The sequence below is a fragment of the Streptomyces sp. NPDC001848 genome (assembly GCF_042891915.1).
In the GTDB taxonomy this organism is placed as follows: Bacteria; Actinomycetota; Actinomycetes; order Streptomycetales; family Streptomycetaceae; genus Streptomyces.
Window position 1 is genome coordinate 272,311 of the sequence record NZ_JBIATP010000003.1, and the last position, 22,509, is coordinate 294,819.

At 71.5% G+C, this 22,509-nt stretch carries 20 protein-coding genes; 12 read left to right on the forward strand and 8 right to left on the reverse strand.

Annotated elements, in window-relative coordinates; all coding sequences use genetic code 11:
* Window positions 1-382: 382 nt before the first annotated feature.
* Window positions 383-721, reverse strand: coding sequence for a GNAT family N-acetyltransferase (locus tag ACFYZJ_RS07430; protein ID WP_388563858.1), 339 nt, complete (start codon window positions 719-721; stop codon window positions 383-385).
* A gap of 22 nt (window positions 722-743) precedes the next feature.
* A complete protein-coding gene (locus ACFYZJ_RS07435; RefSeq protein WP_388563860.1) occupies window positions 744-1,733 on the reverse strand; it encodes a pirin family protein in 990 nt (329 codons plus the stop codon).
* 122 nt (window positions 1,734-1,855) lie between these two features.
* On the opposite strand from ACFYZJ_RS07435, the gene ACFYZJ_RS07440 reads away from it, so the two are divergent.
* From ACFYZJ_RS07440 to ACFYZJ_RS07460, 5 genes are all read left to right on the forward strand, one after another.
* Window positions 1,856-2,335 (forward strand): carboxymuconolactone decarboxylase family protein, encoded by a 480-nt coding sequence (locus ACFYZJ_RS07440; protein WP_388563862.1) that lies wholly within the window; start codon window positions 1,856-1,858, stop codon window positions 2,333-2,335.
* 186 nt (window positions 2,336-2,521) lie between these two features.
* The gene (locus ACFYZJ_RS07445) at window positions 2,522-3,763 is read left to right on the forward strand and encodes an MFS transporter (protein WP_388563864.1); all 1,242 of its coding nucleotides are present in this window, start codon (window positions 2,522-2,524) and stop codon (window positions 3,761-3,763) included.
* A 181-nt stretch (window positions 3,764-3,944) separates the two neighbouring features.
* Entirely contained in the window at window positions 3,945-4,388 is a 444-nt protein-coding gene (locus ACFYZJ_RS07450; protein ID WP_388563866.1) for an SsgA family sporulation/cell division regulator, read from the forward strand.
* Between the two features lie 133 nt (window positions 4,389-4,521).
* Window positions 4,522-5,097, forward strand: coding sequence for a Dps family protein (locus ACFYZJ_RS07455; protein ID WP_388563868.1), 576 nt, complete (start codon window positions 4,522-4,524; stop codon window positions 5,095-5,097).
* 114 nt (window positions 5,098-5,211) lie between these two features.
* On the forward strand, window positions 5,212-6,204 hold the full coding sequence (locus ACFYZJ_RS07460) for an NADPH:quinone reductase (RefSeq protein WP_388563870.1): 993 nt from the start codon (window positions 5,212-5,214) through the stop codon (window positions 6,202-6,204).
* 11 nt (window positions 6,205-6,215) lie between these two features.
* Here the strand turns inward: ACFYZJ_RS07460 and ACFYZJ_RS07465 are convergent, their stop codons facing one another.
* Together ACFYZJ_RS07465 and ACFYZJ_RS07470 are read right to left on the reverse strand one after the other, a co-directional pair.
* Window positions 6,216-6,734, reverse strand: a complete 519-nt coding sequence (locus ACFYZJ_RS07465; RefSeq protein ID WP_388563872.1) for a YceI family protein — start codon at window positions 6,732-6,734, stop codon at window positions 6,216-6,218.
* A gap of 249 nt (window positions 6,735-6,983) precedes the next feature.
* Entirely contained in the window at window positions 6,984-7,529 is a 546-nt protein-coding gene (locus ACFYZJ_RS07470; RefSeq protein WP_388563874.1) for a substrate-binding domain-containing protein, read from the reverse strand.
* A gap of 377 nt (window positions 7,530-7,906) precedes the next feature.
* Here ACFYZJ_RS07470 and ACFYZJ_RS07475 point away from each other — a divergent pair, with 377 nt between their 5' ends.
* From ACFYZJ_RS07475 to sbnA, 5 genes are read left to right on the forward strand one after another with little or no spacing between them, the layout of a single operon-like run.
* Complete coding sequence (locus ACFYZJ_RS07475) at window positions 7,907-10,492, forward strand: Pls/PosA family non-ribosomal peptide synthetase (protein WP_388563875.1); 2,586 nt, start codon at window positions 7,907-7,909, stop codon at window positions 10,490-10,492.
* A gap of 21 nt (window positions 10,493-10,513) precedes the next feature.
* Complete coding sequence (locus tag ACFYZJ_RS07480) at window positions 10,514-13,780, forward strand: amino acid adenylation domain-containing protein (protein WP_388563877.1); 3,267 nt, start codon at window positions 10,514-10,516, stop codon at window positions 13,778-13,780.
* 53 nt (window positions 13,781-13,833) lie between these two features.
* A complete protein-coding gene (locus tag ACFYZJ_RS07485) occupies window positions 13,834-14,838 on the forward strand; it encodes a TauD/TfdA family dioxygenase (RefSeq protein ID WP_388563879.1) in 1,005 nt (334 codons plus the stop codon).
* A complete protein-coding gene (sbnB, locus tag ACFYZJ_RS07490) occupies window positions 14,835-15,902 on the forward strand; it encodes a 2,3-diaminopropionate biosynthesis protein SbnB (protein WP_388563881.1) in 1,068 nt (355 codons plus the stop codon). Before ACFYZJ_RS07485 ends, sbnB begins: the two co-directional genes overlap by 4 nt.
* Before the next feature lie 34 nt (window positions 15,903-15,936).
* Entirely contained in the window at window positions 15,937-16,965 is a 1,029-nt protein-coding gene (gene sbnA / locus ACFYZJ_RS07495) for a 2,3-diaminopropionate biosynthesis protein SbnA (RefSeq protein WP_388563883.1), read from the forward strand.
* 97 nt (window positions 16,966-17,062) lie between these two features.
* Here the strand turns inward: sbnA and ACFYZJ_RS07500 are convergent, their stop codons facing one another.
* From ACFYZJ_RS07500 to ACFYZJ_RS07515, 4 genes are read right to left on the reverse strand one after another with little or no spacing between them, the layout of a single operon-like run.
* Window positions 17,063-18,460, reverse strand: coding sequence for a glycosyltransferase family 87 protein (locus tag ACFYZJ_RS07500; protein ID WP_388563885.1), 1,398 nt, complete (start codon window positions 18,458-18,460; stop codon window positions 17,063-17,065).
* Window positions 18,457-19,176: a class I SAM-dependent methyltransferase gene (locus tag ACFYZJ_RS07505; RefSeq protein ID WP_388563887.1), complete on the reverse strand. Its 720-nt coding sequence runs from the start codon at window positions 19,174-19,176 to the stop codon at window positions 18,457-18,459. The genes ACFYZJ_RS07500 and ACFYZJ_RS07505 overlap by 4 nt, the downstream gene beginning before the upstream one ends.
* Window positions 19,173-19,823: a DUF2064 domain-containing protein gene (locus tag ACFYZJ_RS07510; protein ID WP_388563889.1), complete on the reverse strand. Its 651-nt coding sequence runs from the start codon at window positions 19,821-19,823 to the stop codon at window positions 19,173-19,175. The genes ACFYZJ_RS07505 and ACFYZJ_RS07510 overlap by 4 nt, the downstream gene beginning before the upstream one ends.
* On the reverse strand, window positions 19,820-20,524 hold the full coding sequence (locus ACFYZJ_RS07515; RefSeq protein ID WP_388563891.1) for a glycosyltransferase family 2 protein: 705 nt from the start codon (window positions 20,522-20,524) through the stop codon (window positions 19,820-19,822). The genes ACFYZJ_RS07510 and ACFYZJ_RS07515 overlap by 4 nt, the downstream gene beginning before the upstream one ends.
* A 162-nt stretch (window positions 20,525-20,686) precedes the next feature.
* Here ACFYZJ_RS07515 and ACFYZJ_RS07520 point away from each other — a divergent pair, with 162 nt between their 5' ends.
* Complete coding sequence (locus ACFYZJ_RS07520) at window positions 20,687-21,400, forward strand: response regulator transcription factor (RefSeq protein ID WP_388563893.1); 714 nt, start codon at window positions 20,687-20,689, stop codon at window positions 21,398-21,400.
* A complete protein-coding gene (locus ACFYZJ_RS07525; RefSeq protein ID WP_388563895.1) occupies window positions 21,390-22,502 on the forward strand; it encodes a sensor histidine kinase in 1,113 nt (370 codons plus the stop codon). The genes ACFYZJ_RS07520 and ACFYZJ_RS07525 overlap by 11 nt, the downstream gene beginning before the upstream one ends.
* Window positions 22,503-22,509 lie beyond the last annotated feature (7 nt).

The following is a 22,509-nucleotide window of genomic DNA, read 5'->3' on the forward strand; positions in this document are numbered from 1 at the left end:
ATCGGTTCCGACAGCGCACCTGTAGGTGCCGGTCCTCGTCCGCCACGTGGAGGGGCCCCGTCCGGCAGGAAGAACGGACGGCCGCCGCGGCCGCCGCGCGCGGCGAGGAGTTCCCCGCGAAGGCCAACGCCTTCTCCTGCGGCGTCGTCGCGCCCACCCTCGAGAGCGCACCTGCGCCAATCGTCGTGCGGGCATTTTCCGCCCGTCGCCACACGGCGTTCATGGGAAACGCCGAACCGGTGGAATTCAGCGGCTTCGACACCGACCACGGTGAAAGCGGAAGGGCAGTCCTGGGCTCATATCGTGCACTGTGGGAACAGCGGCAGTGCACGACTCGTACACCCGGCCGCCGTGACCGGCGGCCGGGCCGGTGCGTGGGCCCTCAGCCCAGTTCCGTGTCCAGCCAGCGCAGGACGTCGGGCGTCACCGGGTCGGTGATGTCGGCGAACTCCTCGTGCTTCTTCAGGAACTTGGCAACATAGGGGCAGACGGGCACGATCCGCTTCCCCGAAGCCCGGACGTCGGTGAGCGCCTGCTGGACCAGCTGGGAGGCGAGGCCCTGACCGGCGAAGGCGTCGTCGACCTCGGTGTGGTAGAAGACCCGCTGTTCACCGCGGTCGCGGTAGGCGGTCAGCCCGGCACGCGTGCCGTCGACCAGGATTTCGTAGCGGTTCTTCGCATCTATCCGCTCGACGAGGGGAGCGGTGGAAGACTGGCTCATGGGGCGCCTTTCAGAATGGGGTTCAGTGACGCGGCGGATTTCTGCGCGGCGTGATGACGGCGTTCGGCAGGGCGGGGGCAGGAAGACGGTTTCCCGCATATCCTTCCACGACGCCGAATCGGTCGGAGGAGTTCTGCCATTCCTCCCGGGCCTTCGCGATGTCCTCGTGGCTCCGCCCGATGAAATTCCACCACATGACGATCTCCTCCTCGAAGGGAGTGCCGCCGAGCAGCACCGTCCGTGCCGTGTCCTCCGACTCGTTCGTCAGCGTCAGCGTGTCGGTGCCCGGGTGTGCGTAACCCAACTCGGCGCGGTGCACCAGGGAGTCGGCGAGGCGGACGTCCCCCTGGTCGACGAGAAGGCCGTGTTCGAACGCGGGGTCCACGGCGAGCGTGACGGTCACGTGCGGCTCGAGGAGGATCTCGGCGCCGAGCAGGGGGCTGAAGGTCCGCACCGGCGAGGTGACCCCGGCGAGGGAGCCCAGGAAGACCCTGATCTCGGCTCCGTCGATCCGCACGGGCTGGGGGACGTGGTGCTGGAAGTCGCGTGCGGTGTCGCGGTGCTCGTCCGGCAGTGCCACCCAGAGCTGGACGCCGTGCAGGATGGTGGTCCGCGGGGTGGAGACCTCGGAGTGGCTGATGCCGTAGCCGCCCGTCATGAGGTTCAGCTCGCCCGGCCGTACGAAGGCGTGGCTGCCCAGGCTGTCCCGGTGCTCGATCTCGCCGCTGAACAGCCAGCTCACCGTCTGCAGCCCGGTGTGGGGGTGCGGGGCGACGTCCATGCCGCCCGTCTCGGAGACGTCGTCGGGCCCGTAGTGGTCGGCGAAGCACCAGGCTCCGATCAGGGTCCGGGCACGCTGCGGCAGTGTGCGCCGCACGGTCATCGCCCGGGGACCGCCCAGGGGCACATCGCGTGGGGTCAGCACGTCGACTCCCGGCGTGGTGGCCGGCCGCCGGCCGTCCGCCGATGCGCCGCACCGCAGCTCCATCGGTTTCGTTTCGACATTGCTCACCGTGGACCGCCTCCCAGCCGTCTGTTTGTTCTATATTCAACTACCAGGCCCGATCATAGGGCGACGGCACCGCGCACACCAACAGAAAGGGAGCCCTCCGCGGCCCCCGAAGGAGTCCCAGGTTGAGCACCCACCCGACCGGGTCCGCGATCCAGCGGATCTTCATCGACAAGCAGAGCCCCGCGGCCTATCAGGCGCTGGTACGGACCTCCGAAGCCGTGCGGGCGGTCGCCGCCGAGGCCGGGCTCGACCGGACGCTCGTGGAACTGGTCAATCTGCGCGTGTCGCAGATCAACGGCTGCGCGTACTGCCTCAACGTACACACGAACGCCGCCCTGCGCGCGGGTGAGACCCCGCAGCGACTCGGCGTGCTGGCGGCCTGGCGGGACACCGAACTGTTCACGCCCGACGAACGCGCGGCGCTCGCGCTCGCCGAGGCGACCACGGCGGTCGCCGACGGCATGGCACAGGAGGCCGCCTACGGCACCGCCCGGGAGGTCCTCACCGACGACCAGATCTCCGCCGTGATCTGGGTGGCGGTCACCATCAACGCCTTCAACCGGGTCTCGGTCATGAGCGGGCATCCGGTGCGGCACCGGTAGACGGTCCCCGCGGCCTTCATCTCCGAACGAGATGACCGTTATTCGAAACCATCACGACGGGTGGGGAAGCGAACGGGGCGGCCGAGCGCTTACGCCCCCGTGAGAGCACCGAGGAAGCTGCTCGATCACCGCCAGGCGTCCTTCCGAGCCGGTCCGGCCGGCTCCCCGCCCCGAAGAAGGTCCCCCTTGTCCCAGCCATCCGGTCTCCACAGTCCGTCCAAGGTCGCCGGCACCGCACCCGCGCACGGTGTGCCGGGCTGGCTGATCGCGTTGCTGGCCGTCGCCTCCGGCATGACGGTCGCCAATCTGTACTACGCGCAGCCCCTGCTGTCGTCCCTGCGGGACGTCTTCCACATCAGCACGGCCACCGCGGGCACCCTGATCACGCTGACCCAGGTCGGTTACGTGATCGGCATGATCTTCCTGGTGCCGCTCGGCGACCGGCTGGAGAAGCGCGGCCTGATCACCATCCTGCTGACCGTCACCACGCTCGCGCTGGTGGCGGCCGGCCTCGCCACCGGCTTCCCCATGCTGCTGGCCGCCTCCCTGATCAGCGGTGCCACTTCCGTGGTCGCCCAGATACTCGTCCCGTTCGCCGCGAGTCTCGCCCCGGACCACGCACGCGGCCGGATCGTGGGACGGGTGATGAGCGGCCTGCTCACCGGCATCCTGCTCTCCCGCACGGTCAGCAGTCTGGTCTCCGACATCGCCGGCTGGCGCGTCGTCTACCTCGGCTCGGCCGTCCTGATGGCCGCCCTGGCCGTCGCCCTGCGCGTCGCACTGCCCCGGCACGCCCCGACCACGACCGTGCCGTACCACCACGTGCTGCGCTCCACCGCCGCGCTGGTACGCACCCACCCCGCACTGCTGCGCCGCGGCCTCTACCAGGCAGCCATGTTCGGTGCCTTCAGCGCCTTCTGGACCACCGTCTCCTACGTCCTCACCGGCCCCCGCTTCCACTACTCGCCCATCGGCGTGGGCATCTTCGCGCTCGTCGGAGCCGCCGGTGCGGCCATCGCCCCGCTCGCCGGGCACTGGGCCGACCACGGGCTGACCCGGCGCATGACCGGCGCCGCGTTCGCCGCCGCCGCGCCGGCCTTCGCACTCGCCGGCCTCGGCGGGCACAGCGTCGTGCTGCTCGCCCTCGCCGCCGTCGTCCTCGACATGGCCGTCCAGACCACCCTCATCCTCGGCCAGCACACGGTCTACCAGCTCGACCCGCACGCCCGGGCGCGTCTGAACAGCGCCTTCATCGCCACCTTCTTCCTCGGCGGAGCCCTCGGCTCCCAGCTCGGCTCGATCGCCTACCGCGCCGGCGGCTGGGGCGCGGTCTCCGTCCTCGGTGCGGCCCTGCCGGTCCTGGCACTCCTCTACTGGACCACCGAACACCGCCGCGCCGGACGGACCCTCGACCACGACGCCGAGTGAGGGGCCCCTGCGCGGCACGGCCCGCCGAGAGGTGCCGCACGGGGTTCGTCTTCGGACCACACCCCGTGCGCTCTTCGGCAAGACGCTCGCCCGGGCCTGTCCTACGGTCGTCGGCAGCATCCACCGTCAGATCCCGCGCTGACGAACGCAACCGCAAGCACAGTCGCAGACAGGGGGCGGCATGAGACACCCTCTCTTCGGTACCGCGGACGAAAGGTCGGTCGTCCACAGGACCGAGATCATCGTCTCCGTGTCCGACGAACCGCCGGTACCGCTCCCCGCCGAGCTCCGCTACGACATGAGCGACCCGTACGCCGTGTGCCTGTCGCTGGGTGCCCCCGGCGCCCCCTCCGTCGACTGGGTGTTCGCCCGGTCGCTCCTCGCGGACGGACTTCGCCGGTCCGCGGGGATCGGGGACGTGGTGGTGGTCCCGCGCCACCGGTGCCACCCGGACGCGCTCCGCATCCTGCTCAGGACGCGGACCGGAGCGGCGGTCCTCGAGGTCGGGATCCGCGCGGTCACGTCCTTTCTGCGACGGACCGACGCGATCGTGCCGCCGGGCACCGAGCACCGCCACATCGACCTGGACGACGTCGTCGTGAGGCTCACCGCCGGCAGCGAGTGACACCCCGCGCCCTGTCCCGCCGGGCAGCCGTGCACTCTGCGGCCCCACCTGGTGCACTCCAGGGCAACCCGTCCCCCGTTCCCGCCTCTAGCGTCGGTCATGTATCCACGTACCGCATCGCAGGAGGCATGCCATGACCACCAGCTCCCATCCCACGAGCAGCCAGCCGTGGCTGCATCAGAAGGGCGAGGTCATCCAGGAGTTCGGGACCGTCAAGCAGTTCCCCCTCGCGCTGTCCTACGACGCGCGCATGTACTCCTGCCAGCGCCTGAACAAGGCCCTGGCCGACACCCAGATCCTCTACAGCCTCTACAAGAAGCACCACTGGCTTCTGCGCGGCGCGACCTTCTACCAGCTGCACCTGCTCCTGGACAAGCACGCGGAGCAACAGCTGGAGCTTGTCGACACGATCGCCGAGCGGGTCCAGACCCTGGGCGGCGTCGCCGTGGGCGACCCCCGGCACGTCGCGGAGATCACCTCCATTCCGCGTCCGCCGGACGGCGTCGAGGAGGTCCCCGCCATGCTCTCCCGGCTGCTGGAAGCCCACGAGACCATCCTGGCGGACGCGCATGACGCGGCTGCCCGGACCGCCGAGCTGGGCGACGACGGCACCAACGACCTGTTGGTCTCGCAGGTGATCCGCACCGGCGAGCTGCAGGCCTGGTTCATCGCGGAGCACCTGGTCGACACTCCCCTGGTCCGCGCCTGACCGGAACAGACCGTCCCCCACCGCACCGGGCGCGGCAGCCGGCCGCGTCCTGGGCCGTCCACGCCTGGCGCGGTGCGCGGACGCGCCCCGGTGGGAACTGTCAGAATCCCGGCCATGTTCGCCGCTTACATCGAGGAGTTCGGGGGCCCGGAGGCGATCCGCTGCGGTCATCTGCCCGCGCCCCGGCCCGGCCCGACCGACGTCCTGGTGCACGTCGAGGTGACCGCCGTCAACCAGGTCGACACGTTCGTCCGCTCCGGTGCCTGGCGGACTCCGGTTCCCCTGCCGTTCGTCGTCGGCCGTGATCTGGTGGGTACGGTCGCCGAAACGTCGCCGGGAGCCCCCGGGTTCGCCGTCGGTGACCGGGTGTGGTGCAACAGCATGGGGCACTCGGGGCGGTCCGGCGCCGCGGCCGAACAGGTCGTGGTACCGGCGGACCGGCTCTACCACCTGCCCGCGGGCGTCGATCCCACCACCGCCGTGGCGGTGGCGCACCCGGCGGCCACCGCCCATCTGGCTCTGTTCACCCATGGGCGCCTGCGCGCCGGGCAGACCGTGGTCGTGCTGGGCGGTGGCGGGAACGTCGGCAGCGCCCTGACGCTGATGGCCGCTCGGGCGGGTGCCCGCGTCGTCGCCACCGCGAGCGCCCGTGACGCGGGGCGGGTGCGTGCGCTGGGCGCGGCGGAGGTCGTCGACCACCACCGTGCCGATGTGCCGGAGCGTCTGCGGCGGGCCTGTCCCGGTGGCGCGGACCTGTTCCTCGACACCTCGGCCGTCAACGACCTGGACACCGCGGTGGATCTGCTCGCCCGGCGCGGGCGGATCGTCGTGCTGTCCGGGATGAGGACCCGTCCGCCACTGCCCACCGGAGCGCTCTACCTCAAGGACGGTTCGGTCACCGGCTTCACGATCTCCCACGCGACCACCGCCGAACTCGCCGAGTCCGCGGCCGGAGTCGGCCGGCTGCTCGCCGACGGCTCACTGCGCCCGCCGGCCGTCGTCACCATGCCTTTGGAGGAGGCGGCCCTGGCGCACCGCCTGCTGGAGTCGGGAGACGTACGCGGAAAGATCGTCCTGCGTGTCACTCCGGAAGACGAAGCCCGGTAGGCCGCCCGTCCTCACGCGGATGCGCGCTGGAAGCTCAGGGTGGCGTTGACGGTGGTCAGGCCGCGCATCATGCCCATCTGGTTCCAGGTCAGGCCGAACTCGGCCCGGTCCACGGTGAACTCGGTGGTCAGGGTGACCCCGTCGGGTCCGGCCTGGGTGAGGGTGGCGGTGACGGTCTGCGGCCGGGTGATGCCGCGTACGGTCAGCCGGCCGCGGACGGTGACGGTGTCATCGCCGCGCCTGGTCGCGTCGACCACGTCGAACACGATGGCGGGGAACTGGTCCGCGGCGAGGAAGTCGTCGGAGCGCAGGTGCGCGTCGCGCTTGGCGTGCTTGGTGTCCAGGGAGGCGGCGTCCAGGCTGATGCTGCCCGTGGCGGTGCCGTCCGGGCGCACCTCTCCCTGGCCGGTGACCGTGGTGAAGGTGCCCTTGACGGTGACCAGGCCCCACATCGTCCTGTGCTTCAGGGTGACGGTGGAGGCGGCGGAGTCAAGCACGAAGAGGCCGGTTTCGACCGCAGCGGTGGTCATGGGGATCTCCTGACAGCGGAGGGTGGCCGGAAAGGACGGCCACCAGCTCATCCAAATTTGAACAGCACGCTAGCAGGTGATCCGAATTTGGACCATCACTTGGCGGGGAGATCGTTCAGTTTTGGAGCATTGTCTTCCCGGGCGCACGGCTGATCATTCCGCTCCGTCCCCGCCCTCGCCCACGTCCTGGTCGGCTTCGTCGGCCCGGACCGGCGCGCGGCCTGGCCGGCCCGCTCTCCCACGGGTCCCTCACCTCCGACGAAGGCGGACACCTGCGGATCCCTGATCACGGGGTGAACGGATCCGTGCCCGAGGGCGCGTGCACCCCCGCACGCGGACGGGAGGCCGCGTGCCGGCCCCGGTCCGCGGCCCCGAGGGACCTCGGGCGAGCGGTGGAGGCGCGGACGACGAGTTCGACCGGGGGGTCGCCGGGGGCGCGGGCCCCACGTCCGGTTTCTCGATGGCCTGCACCAGGAGCCGGAGTCCTTCCCGCGCCACGGCGTCGAAGAGCTGACGCACCGTGGTCAGCGGAGGATTCACACAGGCGGAGACGGGGATGTCGTCGAAGCCGACGACGCTCACCTCCTCCGGCACACGCAGACCCGCCTCCGTCAACGCACGGATCAGACCGATGGCCATGTCGTCATTGGCGGCGAACACCGCCGTCACATCACCGGCCCGGGCGACTGCGCGGCGCGGCGGGGCCCGTGCCTTGTGTTCCCACTCGCGTGACGGCGTCTCCGATTTCTCCGGCGGCGCGATCCTATCCGGTCGGCCGTATGACGACGCCGTCATGACTGCGCAGTCACGTGCGACGCGGACAAGGAACCGGCACCCCGGCCGGCATCCGGGGGCCTTCGCCGGTCCCCCACTCGGCGCCCCTGTCACGCCCCGCCGGAGTGAACCCCCATACGGGTGACTTGCCACTCACCCCATCGAGGTACGGAACAGGAGACACCGCCCTGTTCAGCGCTACTGTCGTTTCGTCGCGATCGAATACGAGTGGCAACTTGAGTATGTCCGACACAAACTGAACCGCGTGGTGGCGTGATCAGATAAGAGCGCGCGACATCGTGGCTTCCGGATTGCTCGGTCCGGGCACTGCCGAGCACGGAAGACACCGGACCGGTCACCCGTGACCGGTGGTCGTCGGATTTCCTCAAGGAGCTTGAATGGTAGACAAGTCTGCCGAGGCATTGGTCCTCGGTCAGGACGGACCCGCGATCGCCCGGCCCGGCGGCGCAGGCCCGGCGACGGAGACCGAGAGGAAATTCGCCGAAGTTCTGGCCGAGGTCGTCGACGCTGAAAGCGTATCGTCCGAAAGTCATTTTTTCGAGGATCTCGGTGCCAATTCCTTGGTGATGGCGCAATTCTGCGCCCGGGTCCGGAAGCGGCCGGACCTTCCGTCCGTGTCGATGAAGGACATCTACCGGTATCCCACGGTCCGCTCCCTGGCGGCGGCCCTCGCGGACGCCGCCCCGGCTCCGGACGGCTCCCCCACGCCCACGACACCACCGGCGCAAGCACCGAATCCGGCTCCGGCTCCGGGAAGCACGCCGCGTTACGTCCTGTGCGGCACACTCCAGTTGCTGTTCTTCCTGGGCTACTCCTTCGTCACCGGTCTCGTCGCCGCCAAGGGCTACGAGTGGGTCTCCGACGGTTCGGGCGTGTCCGACGTCTATCTGCGCTCGGTCGTCTTCGGCGGCCTCGGTTTCATCGCCCTGTGCGCGTTCCCGGTCATCGCCAAGTGGGTTCTCATCGGCCGTTGGAAACCCCGCGAGTTCCCCGTCTGGAGCCTGACCTATGTACGCTTCTGGATCGTCAAGGCGCTGCTCCACGCCAATCCGGTGATCCTCTTCGTCGGCAACCCGCTCTACGTCATGTACTTGCGGGCGCTCGGCGCGCGGATCGGCAAGGGCGTCACGATCCTCTCCCGGTCCGTGCCGGTCTGCACCGACCTGCTCACGATCGGGTCGGGATCGGTGATCCGGAAGGACGCCTTCCTCCTCTGCTACCGGGCGCACGCAGGGCGCATCCAGACCGGCCGGGTCACGCTCGGCCGGGACGTGTACATCGGCTCGAAGACCGTGCTCGACATCGACACGTCGATGGGTGACGGAGCCCAGCTCGGACACGCGTCAGCCCTGTACCGCGGACAGACGGTACCGGCCGGTGAGCGCCATCACGGGTCACCGGCCCAGCGCACGGACATCGACTACGTCAGGGTCGCACCGGCCCGGTGCGGCACGCGGCGCCGGGCCTGGTTCGCTCTGGTCGGCCTGCTCCAGCTGTTCCTGCTGTACATCCCGCTGGCCGTCGGTGGCCTGTACATGCTCTTCACCTGGATCCCCGCTCTCGACGACCGACTGAACCCGGACGATGTCGGCATCCTGACGACGGAGTTCCTCGTGGACACGCTGCTGCTGTCCGTGGCGGTGTTCTTCGGGTTCGTCGTGCTGGGACTCGCCGCCTTGTTCGCCGTGCCCCGCCTGCTGCACCTGGCCGTCAAGCCCGACCAGGTCTATCCGCTCTACGGCTTCCGCTATGCGGCGTTCCGGGCGGTCTCCGGTATGACGAACGTCAAGTTCTTCGCCTGGCTTTTCGGTGACAGCTCCTACATCGTCCATTACCTGATCGGTCTCGGATACAACCTGTCCCGCGTCGAGCAGACCGGCTCCAACTTCGGTACGGAGGTCCAGCACGAGACCCCGTATCTGGCCGTGGTCGGCAGCGGCACGATGGTGGCCGACGGGCTCTCCATTCTCAATGCGGACTTCTCCAGCACGTCCTTCCGGGTGTCGCGGGCGTCGATCGGCGCGCGCAACTTCATCGGGAACAACATCGTGTATCCCGCGGGGGCGAGAACGGGCGACAACTGTCTGCTCGCGACAAAGGTCATGGTCCCGCTGGACGGAGAGATGCGTGAGGGCGTCGGGCTGCTCGGCTCCCCCAGTTTCGAGATTCCGCGGACGGTGGAGCGCGACACCCGGTTCGACCATCTGAGAACCGGGGAGGAGCTGCGCCGCCGACTGGCCGCCAAGAACCGCTACAACCTCCGCTCGATGACGCTGTTCCTGTTCCTGCGCTGGCTGCACACCTTTGTACTCACGGCGCTCGCCGTCGCCTCCGTGGACCTGTACGGAGTGCTGGGTTATCTGGTGATCTCGGGGTATCTGGCGGTCACGCTCCTGTTCACCGCGGGCTATTACGTCCTGGTGGAGCGCTGCATCACGTTGTTCCGGCCGCTGCGCCCGCGACTGTGCTCCATCTACGACCCGTACTTCTGGTGGCACGAACGCCTGTGGAAGGTGCCGTCCGAATATCTCAACGTCTTCAACGGAACCCCCTTCAAGAACGTGATCTGGCGGCTGTTGGGGGTGCGCATCGGGCGCAGGGTCTTCGACGACGGCTGCTACGTGACGGAGCGGGAGCTCACCGCCATCGGCGACGACTGCACGCTCAACGTCGGCTCCAAGATCCAGTGCCACTCGCAGGAGGACGGCACGTTCAAGTCCGACCGCTCGGTGCTCGGTGCCGGCTGCACCCTCGGGGTCGGGGCCCATGTGCACTACGGCGTGGCCATGGGCGAGGGCGCCGTCCTGGCCCCCGACTCCTTCCTCATGAAGGGCGAGGAAGTCCCCCCGAACGCCCTGTGGGGCGGAAACCCCGCCGTCGAGCTGCGCAACACCACAGGTGACGGCAGCGGCACGACGACAGGCATGGCCTCGGAGAAGGGCGCCGCGACGGCGGCTGGTTGAGGAACTTCAGGAAGACGATCGATGGGAGCGCTCGTGGAAGCGGACCGGGAGTACTGGCGCGGCGTGCTGACCGCCGGCGGTTTCACCGCGGTGCCCCGCTGGGTGCGGGAGCCGGTGGCGGGTGCGGCCGAGCAGGAGACGGTGCTGCCGGACGACATCGCCGCGGCGGTGCGCGGCCTGGCGGACGAGCTGCGGGTGCCGGTGAGTTCGGTGCTGCTGGCGGCGCACGCCAAGGTGCTGGCCGCGCTGTCGGGTGAGCGTGAGGTGGTGACGGGCTACGCCACCGGGGCGGTGGGCGGGCCGCTGCCGTGCCGTCTGACGGTCGCCCCCGGGTCGTGGCGCGAACTCGTGCTCGACGCGCACCGCGTCGAAGCCGAGATGCTGGCCCACCGGGACTTCCCGGTGGCCGCGCTGCGCCGGGAGCTGGGGCTCTCGGAGCCGTCGTACGAGGTCGTGTTCGACCCCACGGGCGCCGGGCACGGGCCGGCCGACGACGCCGTGCTGGGCGTGGGCTTCAGCGACCGTGGCGGGCGGCCCGTGGTGCGGGTGCGGTACCGCACGGACGCCCTGGACGCCGAGTGCGCCGCTCGCATCGGCGGCTACCACCTGACCGCCCTGCGGCTGATCGCGGTCGGCCCGGACGCCGGGCACGCGCGGCAGAGCCTGCTGTCGCCGGAGGAGATGAGGTACCAGCTCGAAGGACTGGTCGGACCGCACCGGGCCCTGCCCGACATCCGGGCGCACGAGCTGTTCGAGCAGCGGGTGCGGGCTCACCCGGATGCGGTGGCCGCGGTGCACGGCGAGCGGCAGTGGACGTACGCCGAGCTGAACGCGCGCGCGAACCGGCTCGCACGGGCCCTTCTGGCGCGTGGACTCGGCCGGGAGGACGTCGTGGCGGTGGTCACCGAACGCGACCTCGACTGGCTGGCATCGGTGCTGGCGGTGTTCAAGGCCGGAGGCGCCTACCTGCCCATCGAGCCCCACTTCCCGGCGGGCCGGATCGGGACGACGTTGTCGCGTGCCGGATGCCGGCTGGTGCTCACCGAGTCCGGCAGCACCCACACCCTCGACCAGGCCCTGGCCACGCTGCCGGGCATGGAGAAGCTGCTGGTCGAGACGGCGTACGCGGAGGAACACGCAGAGGACGACCCCGGCGTGAAGGTGAGCGCCGGTCAGCTCGCGTACATCTACTTCACCTCCGGCTCCACGGGTGAGCCGAAGGGGGCGATGTGCGAGCACGCGGGGATGCTCAACCACCTCCACGCCAAGATCGAGGACCTGGGGATCGGCCAGGGGCGGGTGGTCGCGCAGACGGCCCCGCAGTGCTTCGACATCTCGCTGTGGCAGTTGCTGGCCGCGCTGCTGGTCGGCGGGCGGACGCTGCTGGTCGAGCAGGACGTGGTCGTGGACGTGGAGCGGTTCGTCGACACCCTGGTCCGCGGCCGGGTCGGGGTGGTGCAGGTCGTGCCCTCCTATCTGGAGGTGGTGGTGTCGTATCTGGAGCGGCACCCCCGCGAGCTGCCGGACCTGACGTGTGTGTCGGTGACCGGTGAGGCCCTCAAACGGGAGCTGGTGCAGCGCTGGTTCGCGATCCAACCGGGGATCCGGCTGCTGAACGCCTACGGTCTGACCGAGACCTCGGACGACACCAACCACGAAGTCCTTGACCGGGTGCCCGAACGGGTGCTGCTCGGGCGTCCCGTCAGCAACGTGCGCGTCTACGTCGTCGACGAGCACCTGTCGCTGGTGCCGCTGGGTGCCCCCGGCGTGATCGCGTTCTCCGGGGTGTGCGTGGGACGGGGGTACGTCAACGATCCCGAGCGGACCCGCCAGGCGTATCTGCAGGATCCGTACCGGCCCGGTGAGCGCCTCTACCTGGGAGGTGACTGGGGGCGCTGGCATCCCGACGGCAAGCTGGAGTTCCTGGGCCGCCGGGACAACCAGGTCAAGATCCGCGGTTTCCGCATCGAGATCGGCGAGATCGAGAACACGCTGCTGCGGGTGCCCGGGGTGCGCGACGGCGCGGTGGTCACCGCTCAACTGGCCGGTGGCAGCACGCACCTGATCGCCTTCTACACCGGTCGGCGTCAGGAGACGGAGGCGCTGCGCGAGGCGCTCGGCGTCGTGCTGCCCGCCTACATGGTCCCGACGGCCTTCCACTGGCAGGACAGTCTGCCGCTGACCGCCAACGGCAAGATCGACCGGAAGGCCCTGACCGCGCTCGCCGAACGGACCGAGCCGGCCCCCGACGGCGACGGGGCCGGGGAGGAGGACCGCGCCCCGCGCACCCCCACCGAGCGGAAGCTGGCCGCGACCTGGGCCGAGCTGCTGGGGGTCGCCGAGCACCGGATCGGCCGGCAGGACCACTTCTTCGACTCCGGCGGAACCTCGCTGTCGGCGGTCAAGCTCACCATCGCCCTGGACCGAGCGGTGTCCCTCAAGGACATCACCCGGCACCCGGTCCTCGCCGACCTCGCCGCCCTCCTCGACGGTGCCGCCGCCCCACAGCGCCCTGAGCTGCTGCAGCCGCTGTCGCAGCCGGGCGGGGTGCCGGACTGCGCCCTGGTCTGCTTCCCGTACGCGGGCGGCAACGCGGTCAACTTCCGTCCGATGGCCGCGGCCCTGGCGGACGGCGGGCCCGCGGTGTACGCCGTCGAGCTGCCCGGTCACGACCTGGCCGCCACCAGCGAGCCGTTCGCGCCGATCCCCCAGGTGGCCGAGCAGGTCGTCGCCGAGATCGCCGGGCGTGGCCTGACCAGGGTCATGCTCTGGGGCCACTCCTCGGGCACCGCCCTGGCGCTGGAGACGGCGAGGAGGCTGCGGGAGCACGGGGTGGACGTGCCACGGGTGTTCCTCGGTGCCCAGCTGCTCGGCACCGCGGCCGAGCGGCGCGCCGCCGTCACCGAGCTGACGGGGCGGAGCAACACAGAGATCGCCGCCCGGCTGAGCGCGGACAGCGGCTACAGCGAACTCGGTGAGCTGAGCGCGCAGCACGCGGAGCACGTCGGCGCCGCCTACCGGCACGACTGCGTCGGTGCGCACCACTACTTCGCCGACGCCCTGGAAGCCCCGCCCGCGGTGCGGCTGTCCGCGCCCGTCACCGTGGTCGTCGCCGCCGACGACCCGAACACGGCGGAGTACCGCGACCGGTACCGCGACTGGCAGCTGCTGGCCGAGCAGGTGGAGCTGTGCGAACTGCCCGACGGCGGCCACTACTTCCCGCGCACCCGCCCGGCCGAGACGGCACGGGCCGTCCTCGGCGCCACCGAACTCCTGCCGTCCTCCTGAATCCCTGCCTCTCCGTCAGCCTCCGCGTCAGGCAACCGAAAGGAAGAACACAGATGTCGTCATCGTCCCTGGCCTCACTGCCCGAAGTGGCACTGCAGCCGGGCAAACCACCGATCCTGCGCATCGAGGCCCCCGGTGACGCGGCGAGCTGGGCGGACCAGAACCGGGAAGCGCTGCGCGCGCGGGTCGCCGAGCACGGCGCACTGCTCGTCCGCGGCCTGGGGCTGAAGGAGGCGCAGCAGGTCGGCGCAGTGTTCACCGCGCTGGCCGGGGAGCTGATGCTCGAACGGGAGGCCTTCGCCCCCCGGCAGACCCACGGCCCCCGGCTGTACTCCTCCGCCACCTGGCCGGCCAACCAGCCGATGTGCATGCACCACGAGCTGAGCTACACCCTGGAGTGTCCCGGCCTGATGCTGTTCGCGTGCCTGACCGCGCCCGGTCAGGGCGGGGCGACCGCGGTGGCCGACGCGGAAGAGGTGCTGCGGGCACTGCCGGCCGAGATCAGCGAGCGGTTCGAGCGTGAGGGGTGGCTGCTCACCCGCAGCTACAACGACGAGATCGGGGCGTCTTTGGCCGAGTCGTTCGGCACCGACGACCGGTCCGCCATCGAGCGCTACTGCCGTGAGAACGCCATCGACACCGACTGGCGGCCCGATGGGTCGCTGCGCACCCGGCAGCGGCGCGCCGCCGTGGTCCGGCACCCGGTCACCGGACGGCGCTGCTGGTTCAACCAGATCGCCTTCCTCAACGAATGGACGCTCGCGCCCGAGGTGCGCGAGTACCTGGTGGACGAGTACGGGGAGGACGGGCTGCCGTTCAACACCCGCTTCGGGGACGGCAGTCCCATCGGTGAGGACGTCGTCGCCCTGCTCAACACCACCTACGAGCAGCACACGCGTCGCGAGCCGTGGCAGGCGGGCGACGTGATGCTGGTCGACAACATCCGCACCGCACACAGCAGGGAGGCCTACACCGGGGACCGCCAGGTGCTGGTCGCCATGGCCGAGCCGCGCCGCCTGGCCGACTGCTGCCCGACCCCGGAGGTGACCCGGCGATGACCGTTCTGTCGTCCCCCGCCGCCCAGCCCACGCCCGGCCACCCGGCAACCCCCACCTTCGCGGTGATCTCCGGCGCCGAGGTGCAGCAGGCACTCGACGGGCGCGAACAGCAGGTCGTGGACCTGGTCGAGGCCACCTACCGGCTGCACGGCGCCGGCGATTCGGTCAATCCCCCGTCGTACTTCCTGCGTTTCCCGGACCGTCCGACCTCCCGGATCATCGCGCTGCCGGCCTCCATCGGCGGTCCCAACCCTGTCGACGGCATGAAGTGGATCTCCAGCTTCCCGGCCAACGTCTCGGCCGGGCTGCCCCGGGCCTCCGCCGTGCTCATCCTCAACGACCACGAGACGGGCTACCCGTTCGCCTGTCTGGAGAGTTCCATCATCAGCGCCACCAGGACCGCGGCGTCCGCGGCGCTGGCGGCCGACCGGCTCAGCCGTGGCCGGTCCCGCCCGAGGCGGGTCGGTTTCTTCGGCACCGGCCTGATCGCCCGCTACATCCACACCTTCCTGGCGGGCACCGGCTGGACCTTCGACACGATCGGCCTGCACGACCTGTCCGCCGACAGCACCGCCGGCTTCCGCGGCTACCTGGAGCAGGCGGAGGCGAGCGGCGAGGTCACGGTCCACGACAGCGCCGAGGCCCTGATCCGCTCCAGCGACCTGGTCGTCTTCGCCACCGTCGCCGGCAAACCCCACGTCACCGACCCGGCCTGGTTCTCGCACCACCCCCTGGTCCTGCACGTGTCCCTGCGTGACCTCGCCCCCGAGGTCCTGCTCGCGTCCGCCAACGTCGTCGATGACGTCGAGCACTGTCTGAAGGCCGACACCTCCCCCCATCTGACCGAGCAGCTCACGGGCGGCCGCGACTTCATCGACGGCACCCTCGACGACGTCATGGCCGGACGGGTGAGCCTGCCGGACGACCGGACGGTGATCTTCTCGCCCTTCGGACTCGGCGTCCTCGACCTCGCCGTCGGCAAGTACGTCTACGACGAAGTGGCGCGCTCCGGACACCTCCACCTCATCGACCACTTCTTCCACGATCTGCGCCGCTACGGCTGAAGGCATCCCTCAGCCCTGGCATCAGGAGGCCACCGTGCCTGTCATCTCCGCCCCCCATGCCTTCAACGAGAGCCAGCTCTACGTCGACCTGCGGTCGATCTTCGGCCACCCCCTCTACCTGAAGTGCGAGGGCTTCAACTTCGCCGGTTCGATCAAGTTGAAGGCCGCGACCGAGATGGTGGAAGCCGCCGAGAAGGACGGCCTCCTGACGCCGGATTCGATATTGGTCGAGTCCTCGTCGGGAAACCTGGGCGTGGCGCTCAGCATGATCGCCGCGAGCAAGGGCTACCGGTTTCTGTGTGTGACGGACTCCCGTTGCAACCTGTCGACCAGGCTGCTGATGGAGGCCCTGGGCAGCAAGGTGCACGTCATCTCCGACCTGGACGCCAACGGCGGGTTCCTCGGCGCGCGGATCGAGTACGTCCGGGCGCTGTGTGCCGCCGACGACCGGTACGTGTGGCTCAGCCAGTACACCAACCCGGGGAACTGGCGCGCGCACTACCGCAAGACCGCTCCGGAGATCGCGTCCCAGTTCCCACGCCTCGACGTGCTGTTCGTCGGGGCGGGCACCACCGGGACCCTGATGGGCTGCGCGCGCTACTTCCGCCAGTGGCACCGGCCGGTGCACATCGTCGCCGTGGACGCCGTGGGATCGGTGGCGTTCGGCGGCGAGCCGGGCCGCCGGATGATCCCCGGCCTGGGCATGAGCATGCGCCCGCCGCTGCTCGACGAGTCGTATGTCGACGAGGTGATCCGGGTCGAGGAGGCGGACACCATCCGTGCCTGCCACCGGCTGGCCCGGCGCGGGTTCCTGTTCGGCGGGTCCACCGGGACGGTGGTCAGCGGCGCCATGGACTGGCTGTCCCGGCACGGCACCGGGGACCTCACCGCGGTCGCCATCGCACCGGACCTCGGCGAGCGCTATCTCGACACGATCTACCAGGCCAACTGGCTGCATGACCTGTACGGCGAACACATAATCGACTCCGAGGAGGTGACCACCGGTTCTCGCACGGGGAGCGAGAGCATGACGCGCACGACGGGCCGTCGGCCGAAGTCGTAGCGCGGCGCCTCAGCGGCGTCCGCTGCCCGGATGAGGGGTCGTCGGCGCCGCTGTCCGGGGCTGTCGGCTCTGCGAGGTGCTCATCGGCACGACGAGTTCAGCCGTGTCCCCGTGCGGCGCGCAGGCGAGCGCCGAGCGTGACGGCCACGGCCGCCGCGCCGTAGGCGACCGCCTGGACGGGCAAACCCGGCAGGAGCCGACCCGCGAGGTAGAGAACCGTGCCCGCGAGGGTGACCGTCAGCCACTCCCAGCGCCCGTCGAGCGCTACCAGGGCGATCAGGAGGAGGGAGTACCACGGGTAGTCGGGCGAGACCACGAGCAGCGTGCTGCCGGTCAGCAGCAGTGCACCGCGCCACGGGCGGGCAGGGTCGCCTCTGCGCCACACATACAGGGCGGTCAGCGCGAGCAGGACCACCGCGGCCACCTCCGCGGCGGTGTCCGGCAGCAGCAGACGCAGCAGCGCGAAACGGCGTACGTCTCCGGGTTCGTATCCCTCTTCCTGGAGGTAGCCCGGGAGGTAGCCGAGCACGCCGGTGCCGGACGCGGTGACGTACGGAAGGTAGGCGAGCGCGACGACGGTCGGCGCGGCCGCCAGGGTGCGCAGGACGCGGGCCGCGCGGCGCTCCCCGGACAGGGCTCCGGGCAGCGCCAGTACCGGCAGCAGCTTCACGGCGATGGCGGCGCCGAGGAGGGCACCTCGGCGGGTTCCGGCGGTCGCGGTGCCGAGCGCGAGCACGGTGAGCAGGACGCCGAGGGTGTCGACATGGGCGTTGTCGACCGCCTCCAAGGGGACGGCCGGGCACCAGGCCCACAGCGCGGCCCGGGCGGGTGCCCGCCGCGGGTCGCCGCGCCGGCGCAGTACGGCCAGCAGGGCCAGGGTGGTGCCGAACGCCAGGACGGCGCCGCCGACTTGGAGCGGCTTGTGGCGGCTGCCGGGCGGGGAGAGCGCGTGGACGGCCAGGAACCAGCCCTCGGCGACGGGCGGGTAGATGGTCGGGACGGTGGGTCGGTTGATCCGGACGCACAGCCCGCTCCCGGTGCGGTGAAGTCCCCAGCCCCGGCAGGACCCTTGGGCGGGGAACAGCCAGTCGTCGCGCAGCCGGGCGAGCTGTGGTGCGGCGGGTGGGTGGGCGTACGGAGAGATCCCGGCGGCCTGGACCCGGCCGTCCCACGCGTAGCGGTACATGTCGTCGCTGGTACGGGGCGGTGCGGCCAACGCGGCCAGGGCGACGGCGGCGGAGCCGGCCAGGACGAGGACGGTCGCGGTGCGTGCGTGGACCTTGCGCACCGTCCACACGGCCGCCCCGAACAACGCCCAGGCGACGGCGTGACCGGCCAGGAGACGCCCGGAGTGGCTCAGGTTGTCGCCGGCGCGGACGGTGGCGGCGACGGCGGCGGTGAGCGCGGCGAGGAGGACTGCGGTCACGGCCGAGCTCGTGCGGTCCTTCGAGGTGGGGGCGCGGACCGGCTCCCGCCGGGTGGTGGTGTCGGTCATGGTTTCCGTTTCGGCCGGCGCAGTTCCACAAAGGTGCGGTCCTGTGCCGTCCACCGGCCGGTGAGCACCCAGCCGGTGGCGTCGGAGGCACGGAGCAGCGCACTGGTGCCGAGGCGGGCCCAGGGGAAGGAGCGTCCGTGCCGGCCCCCCGCGTCCTCGACTCTGGCGGTGAAACGCTCGTGCACATCGGACCGGGCGGCCTCGGCCACCAAAGTGCCGCCGGGGGCCGCCAGGGCGCGCAGGCGGGCGAGCAGGGCCACGGGGTCGCCGCCGATGCCGACGTTGCCGTCCATCAGCAGGACGGTGCCCCAGCGCCCCTCCTCCGGCAGGCGGTCGAACACGGACCGTCGCACGGCGGCGCCGCCCTCGCGCCGGGTCCTGGCCACGGCGGCCGGACTGACGTCCACGCCGAGCGCCGGGAGCCCCCGGGCCGCGAGGGCGGCCACCAGCCGTCCGGGTCCGCAGCCGACGTCCAGGACGGGGCCGGTGCAGCGGCGCAGCACGCTCATGTCGGCGGCGTCCGGCGCGGCGCACCAGCGCTCGACGTCGAGGGGCAGCAGTTCCTCGTCGGCGCCCCGGGACATGCGGCGCAGGAAGAGAGGACCGCGGCCGAGGCGCAGGGCGCGGGCGTAGGGGTCGTCCGCCCAGGGCTCGCCCTGATGCGCGGGTGCCCACTGATCGGCGGGGTGCGCCGGGGCATACGTCGTCTCGCTCACCGCGCGGCCCCCGCGAGCCGGTCCAGGGCAGCCGCGAAACGGGAGCCGGGCGGGCAGCAGGAGGCGACCCGGACGGCGTCGGCGGCGGTGTCCACATCGTGCAGCACCGGCAGGTCGCGCACCTTCAGCCCCGCCGCGGTGAGCCGGGCGCGCTGGAGCGCGCCCGTGCGGTCGGTGGACATCGGGACGCCTCGTACGAGGCTTCCGGCGCGGCCCGGTTCGGCGAGGCCGAGCGCCCAGAACCCTCCGTCGGCGGCCGGACCGAACCAGGCGTCGTATCCCCCCGAGGTCACGTCGGCGAGCAGGTCGGCGGTCAGCTGAGGGGTGTCCATGCCGACCAGGAACGCCGGGCCGTCGGCGCACCGGGCGAAGGCGGCGGCGATCCGCTCGTCGAGGCCGCCGGACGTCTGCGGGACGATCTCGAAACCGGGCGGCAGCCAGGGGCCGGGGGCACCGTCGAGGACGAGGACTCGACGCCGGGCGGGGGCCCGGAGCACCGCGCGGAGGGTGTCGGCGAGCGCGGCCTCGGCGAGGGCGGCCGCCTCGTGGGGCGTGTAGGGCGGGGTCAGCCGGGTCTTCACCCGCCCCGGTACGGGCTCCTTGGCGATGACCAGCAGCGCGACCGGCCCCGTGGCCGGGGGCGTCATCGTCCGGCTCCCGGGGCGGTCGTGAGCGCCGGTCGCTCGTCGAGGACGGCCCGCATGTCCCGTACGGCCTGCCATGTGCCGCGCCAGGTGCCGGTGACCTTCGAGCGGCCCGTGCGCGGGTGGTACGGCACGTCCGTCTCCCGTACCCGCCAGCCCGCGTCCGCCGCGCGGAGGAGCATCTGGAGCGGGTAGCCGGAACGCCGGTCGGTCAGGCCCAGCGACAGCAGTCCCGTCCGGCGGGCGGCGCGCATGGGGCCGAGGTCGTGCAGGCGCAGCCCGGTGCGGCGGCGGACCAGACGGGCCAGTTGGAGGTTGGCCAGTCGGGCGTGCGGCGGCCAGGCCCCGGGGGTGGTGGGCCTTCGGCGGCCCAGGACGAGGTCGGCGGAGCCGTCGAGGACGGGCCCGGCGACCGCCGGCAGCAGGCTGGGGTCGAGGGAGGCGTCGCAGTCGCAGAAGCAGACGACGTCGGCGGTGGCGGCGGAAAGGCCCGCGTGGCAGGCGGCGCCGAAACCGCGGCGCGGCTCGTGGACGACGTACGCCCCCAGACCCAGGGCCATGTCCGCGGAGCCGTCGGTGGAGCCGTTGTCGACCACGATGGCGCGCCAGCCCGAGGGGATGCGGGCAAGGACCCACGGCAGCGCCTCGGCCTCGTCGAGGCAGGGCAGCACGATGTCGACACGGGGAGGAGAGGTCTCGATCACCCTTCTCACCCTACGAACACAAAAGGGACATAAGGGATTTGGCGATCTTACGGATCCCTGACGTCCGGACCTCGCGCCGAGGATCTTACGAATCGCTGACGGCCGCGGTCGGGGCCGTCGCCCCGCCTGCCGGGCGGCGCCGCCGGTGCGAGACTCGGTGGCGTGAAACGCGTACTCGTCGTGGACGACGACCCGACCGTCTCCGAAGTCGTGGCCGGCTATCTGGCCCGGGCGGGGTTCGCCGTCGAGCTGGCCGCCGACGGTCCCGGCGCCGTGGCCCACGCCGCGGCGGAGCCGCCCGACCTGGTCGTGCTCGACCTGATGCTGCCCGGCATGGACGGTCTCGAGGTGTGCCGCCGCATCCGTGAGGACGGCCCGCTTCCCGTGATCATGCTGACCGCGCGCGGCGACGAGGAGGACCGCATCCTGGGCCTGGAGGTCGGAGCGGACGACTACGTCACCAAGCCGTTCAGCCCCCGTGAACTCGTGCTGCGGGTGGAGTCGGTGCTCCGCCGCGCCGGGGCGTCGGCCGCTCCGGAGGCCGGGCCGTGGCTGCGGGCCGGTGCGCTCACCCTGGACCCCGCGGGTCGGCGGGCCACCCGCCACGGCTCGGAACTGGCGTTGACCATACGGGAGTTCGACCTGCTGGAGTTCTTCCTGCGGCACCCGGGGCGGGCGATGAGCCGGGAGGAGTTGATGCACCGGGTGTGGGGCTGGGAGTTCGGCGATCTTTCGACGGTGACCGTGCATGTACGGCGGCTGCGGGAGAAGGTCGAGGACGACCCGGCGCGGCCCCGGCTGATCAGCACGGTGTGGGGCGTGGGCTACCGGTTCGACCCTCCCCCGGGACGGGACGGTGCCGGCGATGCTGGGTGACGCGCTGCTCATCGTGCTCTACGCGGCGGCGGGTGCGGCGGCCGCCGGGCTGGCCGGCGCGGTCGCCCTGCGGCTGCTGCGACGCCGTTCGGTCGCGCTGTCGCTGGCGGTGGTCGCGGCCGTCACGATCGCGGCGATGCTCGGGGGCACCCTCCTGGTGGCCTGGGCGATGTTCCTGTCGGACCACGACCTGTGGGTCGTGACGACCGTGTGCGCCATGGCCGCGGTCGTCTCCCTGGTGGTGGCGCTCGTCCTGGGCCGCAGCGTCGTCAGGGGCAGCCGGGCCCTGGCCGAGGCGACCCGCGCCCTCGGGGACGGCGGCCCCTTCACCCCGCCCGAGGCCGCACCCACTGCCGAACTCGCCGAGCTGAGCCGCCAGCTCGCCGCCACCAGTGCCAAGCTCGCCGCCTCCCGGGAGCGGGAGCGGGCCCTGGAGGCCTCGCGCCGTGAGCTGGTCGCCTGGATGTCGCACGACCTGCGCACACCGCTGGCCGGGTTGCGGGCGATGGCCGAGGCGCTGGAGGACGGTATGGTCGCCGACCCGGGGCTCTACCACGCCCGGATCCGCGCGGAGGTGGAACGGCTCAGCGACATGGTCGGCGACCTCTTCGAACTGTCCCGTATCCAGGCGGGAGTTCTCGGCCTGACGCCCACCCGGATGTCGGCGTACGACCTGGTGGGCGATGCGATGGCGGGCGCCGACGCGCTCGCCGAAGAGCACGGCGTACGGCTTGTGGGGGACGGTGTCGAGCCGGTGCCGGTGGAGGTGGACGGCCGCGAGATGTCCCGCGTGCTGGCGAACCTGCTGGTCAACGCGATCCACCGGACGCCCGCCGATGGCACGGTGGCGGTGTCCGCGAGGCGGGAGGAGGACTGCGTGGTGCTGTCGGTGACCGACGGCTGCGGCGGCATCCCGCCGGAGGACCTGCCCCGCGTCTTCGACACCGGCTGGCGCGGCACCCACGCGCGCACCCCGCCGGCCGGCGCGGGCCTGGGGCTCGCCATCGTGCGCGGCATCGTGGAGGCTCACCGGGGCCACGCGGCGGTGCGCAACGTACCGGGCGGCTGTCGCTTCGAGGTCCGCCTGCCGGCGGCGGGCTGAGCGTGCC